The 4,390-nt window shown below is 69.6% G+C and carries 2 protein-coding genes and 1 pseudogene; 1 reads left to right on the plus strand and 2 read right to left on the minus strand.

Annotation, left to right across the window (positions count from 1 at the left end; translation table 11 throughout):
- Positions 1-471: pseudogene (locus K8V84_RS08045) on the minus strand (hypothetical protein); the annotation flags it as partial.
- A gap of 313 nt (positions 472-784) precedes the next feature.
- On the opposite strand from K8V84_RS08045, the gene K8V84_RS08050 reads away from it, so the two are divergent.
- Positions 785-2,536: a GAF domain-containing protein gene (locus K8V84_RS08050; protein WP_304072478.1), complete on the plus strand. Its 1,752-nt coding sequence runs from the start codon at positions 785-787 to the stop codon at positions 2,534-2,536.
- Positions 2,537-2,699: 163 nt separating this feature from the next.
- Here the strand turns inward: K8V84_RS08050 and K8V84_RS08055 are convergent, their stop codons facing one another.
- Positions 2,700-3,110 carry a hypothetical protein gene (locus K8V84_RS08055; protein ID WP_304072481.1) on the minus strand — a complete coding sequence of 137 codons (411 nt, stop codon included), beginning with the start codon at positions 3,108-3,110 and terminating at the stop codon, positions 2,700-2,702.
- Between the last annotated feature and the right edge of the window lie 1,280 nt (positions 3,111-4,390).

Here is a 4,390-nt window from a genome sequence, read left to right on the forward strand (position 1 = left end):
CCCCTTCTCGGTCGTCACGCCGGTCTCGTCGGAGCCGTCCGTGGCCTCGGTGACGGGGTGGTCGACCTGACCGATGACCGGGGCGAGCGTCTCGGGAAGCCCGCCCGTGTCGGGCAGCGGTGCCGAACGCACGGCCTCGTGAACGTGCTGAACCGGATCGGGGGTCTTGGTCTCGATCGCCTGTGCGGCCTCCGAGGCACCGCTGACCGCTCGGGTCGCGTGATCCCCCACCTCGGTGACGGTGTCACCGACCGGGCCGAGCCCCCCGGCCCGGTCCACGACGGTGCCCGTCGCGGGCAGCGCGGGTTCGGAGAGGGAGAGTTCCTCGGCGTGCGCCGGGGCGGAGGAGAGCCACACGGTGAACAGGATCCCGGTCACCAGTCCCGCGAGCAGCAGGGCCCTGCGGAGTGGTTCCGGCCACACGGCGGGACCGGCGCCGGTGGCGCCGACCGTACCGTGGTATCCAGACACCGAGGGTTCCTTCCGCCGTACCGTGGGTCCTCCCGAGGCGATGCCCGGGTCCCGACAGCCTGTGAGGGTCGTGTGAATGGCACCGGAAACACCGTGTTCCAGATGCTCGACTCCAGGTCAGAGAGGGCTTGCCGCGCTGACTGACCGCGACGTTAGCATGAATTGCCCAACCGTCGTCCGCGTTTCCGAAGTAATTGATCCGCCCCGCAGACAGGCTTCAGAGCAGCCAGATGTGGCAAAACGGGAAAAAACCAACGACAATTCGAGTATTAGCCCTCAACCCCTCAACGGCTCTGCGGAGGTTGAACCACACATGACCGAGATCCCCCAGAGCCACCGGTTGTCCCCCAAGCCCTTGGACGAGCTCCTCGCGGAGATGCATTCCGGGGCCCCGACACGGCTCTCCGCCCAGGGACGAGTGCATTCCCTGCTGCAGGCGGTGTTGACCATCGGTGGTGACCTGGACCTGGCCACCGTGCTGCGAAGGCTGACGGAGGCCGCCGCACACCTGACCAAAGCCAGGTACGCCGGACTCGGAGTGATCGGCGAGGACGGCAACTTCACCGAGTTCATCCCCGTGGGACTGAGCCGGGAGCACGTCGAACGGATCAGTCGCTTCCCCCATGGCAAGGGCGTACTGAGCGCACCCCTGTACGACCGTGCCGCGCTGCGCCTGTCCGACCTGCGCGACCACCCGGAGTTCGGTGGGTTCCCCGAGGGACACCCCGGCATGTCGAGTTTCCTCGGGGTACCGATCCAGGTTCGCGACGAGGTGTTCGGCAACCTCTACCTCACGGAGAAGGAGAACGGGGAGGAGTTCGACGAGGAGGACGAGGCGATGGTCACCGCACTGGCCACCGCCGCCGGCGTCGCCATCGAGAACGCCCGCCTGTACGAGGAGACCCGGCTGCGCGAACGCTGGTTGGGCGCCTCCAGCGAGATCACCACACGGCTGCTCTCGGGTGCGGACACCAACCAGGTGCTGACCTACATGGCGGCCCAGGCCAGGGAGATCGGCGGGGCGGACACGGCGGTGGTGATGCTGCCCGACCCGCACGCGCGCGGTCACCTCTTCGCGGAGTTCGCGGACGGCCCGATCGCCCAGGAGATCCTGGGGACACCGGTCGAGATCCATGACTCCGTCTGCGGGTGGGTGTACGAGTCCGGGGAGGCCGTCACCATCCCCGATCTACGGCAGGCGAAGTGTCCGATGCTGACGCACCGCGGGTACGGCCCCGGGTTGCTGGTGCCACTGGGCACCCCGGGTAACACCCGAGGCGTGTTGCTGCTCGGCAAGCTCCTCGAACGGGCTCCGTTCGACGCCAACGTCCGACGGATGCTGCATTCGTTCTCCGCCCAGGCGGGGGTCGCGCTGGAGTTGGCGGACGCCCGCCGCGACACCGAACGGATCGTGGTGTTGGAGGAACGCGACCGGATCGCCAAGGACCTGCACGACGTGGTGATCCAGCGACTGTTCGCCTCCGCGATGACCCTGATGAGCACGGTCCGACTGATCGATTCCGCCGAGGCCGAGGAACGGGTCCAGCTCACCATCGACGAGCTGGACGGCACCATCAGGGAGATCCGCTCCACCATCTTCGACCTGCAGAACCCACCGAGTCGACAGGACACGTCGTTGCGCGGGCGGATCCTGCGCCTGGCTGAGAACACCGCGCACAGTCTCGGTTGCCATCCGGGGGTGGGCCTGGACGGACCGATCGACGCGTCGGTCCCGGAGGAGGTGGGCGAGCAGCTCCTGGCCGTCCTCGGCGAAGGGTTGACCAACGTGGCCCGGCACGCCCGGGCCTCGGAGGTGCACGTGTCCGTGGTCGTGGAGGAGAGGGCGGTCACCGGCCGTCCGACCACCCTGGCGTTGAGCGTCACGGACAACGGGATCGGGTTGCCGGAGGCGGGCCGCCGCAGCGGACTGCGCAACATGAAGGAGCGGGCCCTGGCCCTGGGCGGGGAGTTCGAGGCCAGGCGCGGTGAGGTCTCCGGAACCGTTCTGACCTGGAAGGTTCCGGTTCCCGACCCGGCCCCGGAACCACATCCCGGGCTGTACTGAACCGGACGCCCGCCCGGGCTCGGGAGTTGTCCACAGGCCGGAGATCGGGGCTTGGCCCGCGGTCTCCGGTCGTGTTCAGTGGAAGGTGAGGGACGCCGCGAGGTCCGGTCCCTCCCTCTCCCGGCCCGGTAGGAGGTCGCCGCTTCCATGCCCCTCACCCCGATCATCGATCCTTCGTCGCTTCGACCCGAATACCGCTGCCGCCGACGACCTCCGCCTTGGAAGCTCGCCTGCGAGCCGAGGACGCGACCGAGCCGGCCGGGACCGTCGAGGAGGCGACGGTGAACGGAGTGGAGCCACCCGGGGCGGCGCCGATCGAGGTCCCCTGACCTGAAGCGCCAGCCCCTACCCCGGACCGATCACCCAGGAATCGGGATCCCGGAGGAGGCCCCGGCAAAGCGACCGGGACCGGCGTTCGGTCCGCCGTCGACACCAGGTCGAGGAAGCCGAAGAACACGGTCCTTCCGTAATCGAACCGGGTGACCATCGACGCGATCCTTCCGGTCTCGGCAGGGCCGGGCGCGTCGATGCGGTCATCACAAGGGAGATTGGCCATGACGCCGAGCCCGAACACGTACCCGGCGACCTCCTTGGAGGTGGACGGGTACATCGCGACGATCCTCTGTCCACCCGGCATCACCGCGTTCAAAGCGAGACCGGCCGCCCACCGCGATGCCACGGCCGCGCTGGTCACGTCCCACGGAGAGCCGGGCCACCGCTCCGCAGGGACCCGCCTCACGAACGGCACCACCGGGGTGACCACACCGGGGAACCGCGAAGAGGTCCGGATCGTGCGGTCACCTCGGGAGACGACCGCCGGCGGGACCTCCAGGGGCGGGCCGGGAAGGGTGCCACCCGGCCGGTTCGTGTCGACGCGTACCCGTCCGCCGGGTACGGGGCCGCGAATGCACGACGGAGCGACGCGGCCGAGGGCCAGAGACGTCAAGGGGTCGCCAGGGGAGCGAACAACCTCACCGGCAAGGCCCTGCACCCGACCCGCGAGAAGACGGCCCCGATCGGGAGGCGGACTCGGCGCTCCGACCGGCGTCCCGATCACCCGAAGGTTCCGTTCGGGCGCCGGCCGCTCCCGGAGGCGAGCGGTCTCCAAGGGGAACAGCCGTGCGTACGGAACCCACGGGACCCGCTCGTGCAGGTACCTGCCGTCGATGGCCCGGTTCGGGCGGTCGCCGGGAAGTCTCATCTCGTCGAGGGAGGAGCGCGGTGAGGGGGCGATGCCTCTCTGGAAGCCACCGCCGACCGGTTCGATGGTGCCCAAGAGGAGTCCGACCCCGGCCGCCTCGGTGACGACCCGCTCGGGGTCCGGTTCCCCGAGGATGCCGGGTTCGGATCGTCCTGGATCCACCTCGTGCGCTTCGATGGAGGTTTCGGCGCCATGCTCGTTCCGGGTTCTGGTTCGCGCGTTCGCGGACCGAAGGGCAGAGGCCACGGGTTCGGACGGTTCCGGGCCGCGCGGTCCGGTCGGCGCACCGCGGGCTCCACCAGCGGGATGGGCCGCTCTGGCGGGCCTGAGGCTTGGTCGAATGTCGGGCGCGTGGTCGACCGGGACGGGGGGCGGGACCGGCCCGAAGGGGTGCCGCCCACGCGTGAGCATGTCTTCGGGCATCCCGAGCGGCGCGAATGAAACTCTGATCCGTTCGTTTCGTCACCGCCCCCGGAAACGCTCCATGCGTGCCAGGGGCGACGAAACAGCGCCTACGCAATGCGCGTGACGGATCACGGTCGTGACGAAACAACGCAACGAAAGCGCGTTCGAGGCCACCGGGGCGGCGAGGGTCGCCGCGTGGGCGAACCCGGCGACCCCGGAGTCCCCGAAGGCCCACGCGGCGGTCTTCA

The sequence above is a fragment of the Nocardiopsis listeri genome, from assembly GCF_020741345.1.
GTDB classification, from domain to species: Bacteria; Actinomycetota; Actinomycetes; order Streptosporangiales; family Streptosporangiaceae; genus Nocardiopsis; species Nocardiopsis listeri_A.

Bases quoted from the DNA above. Each gene is read 5' to 3' on its own strand.
- K8V84_RS08050 (WP_304072478.1), top strand. From the start codon at position 785: ATGACCGAGATCCCCCAGAGCCACCGGTTGTCCCCCAAGCCCTTGGAC.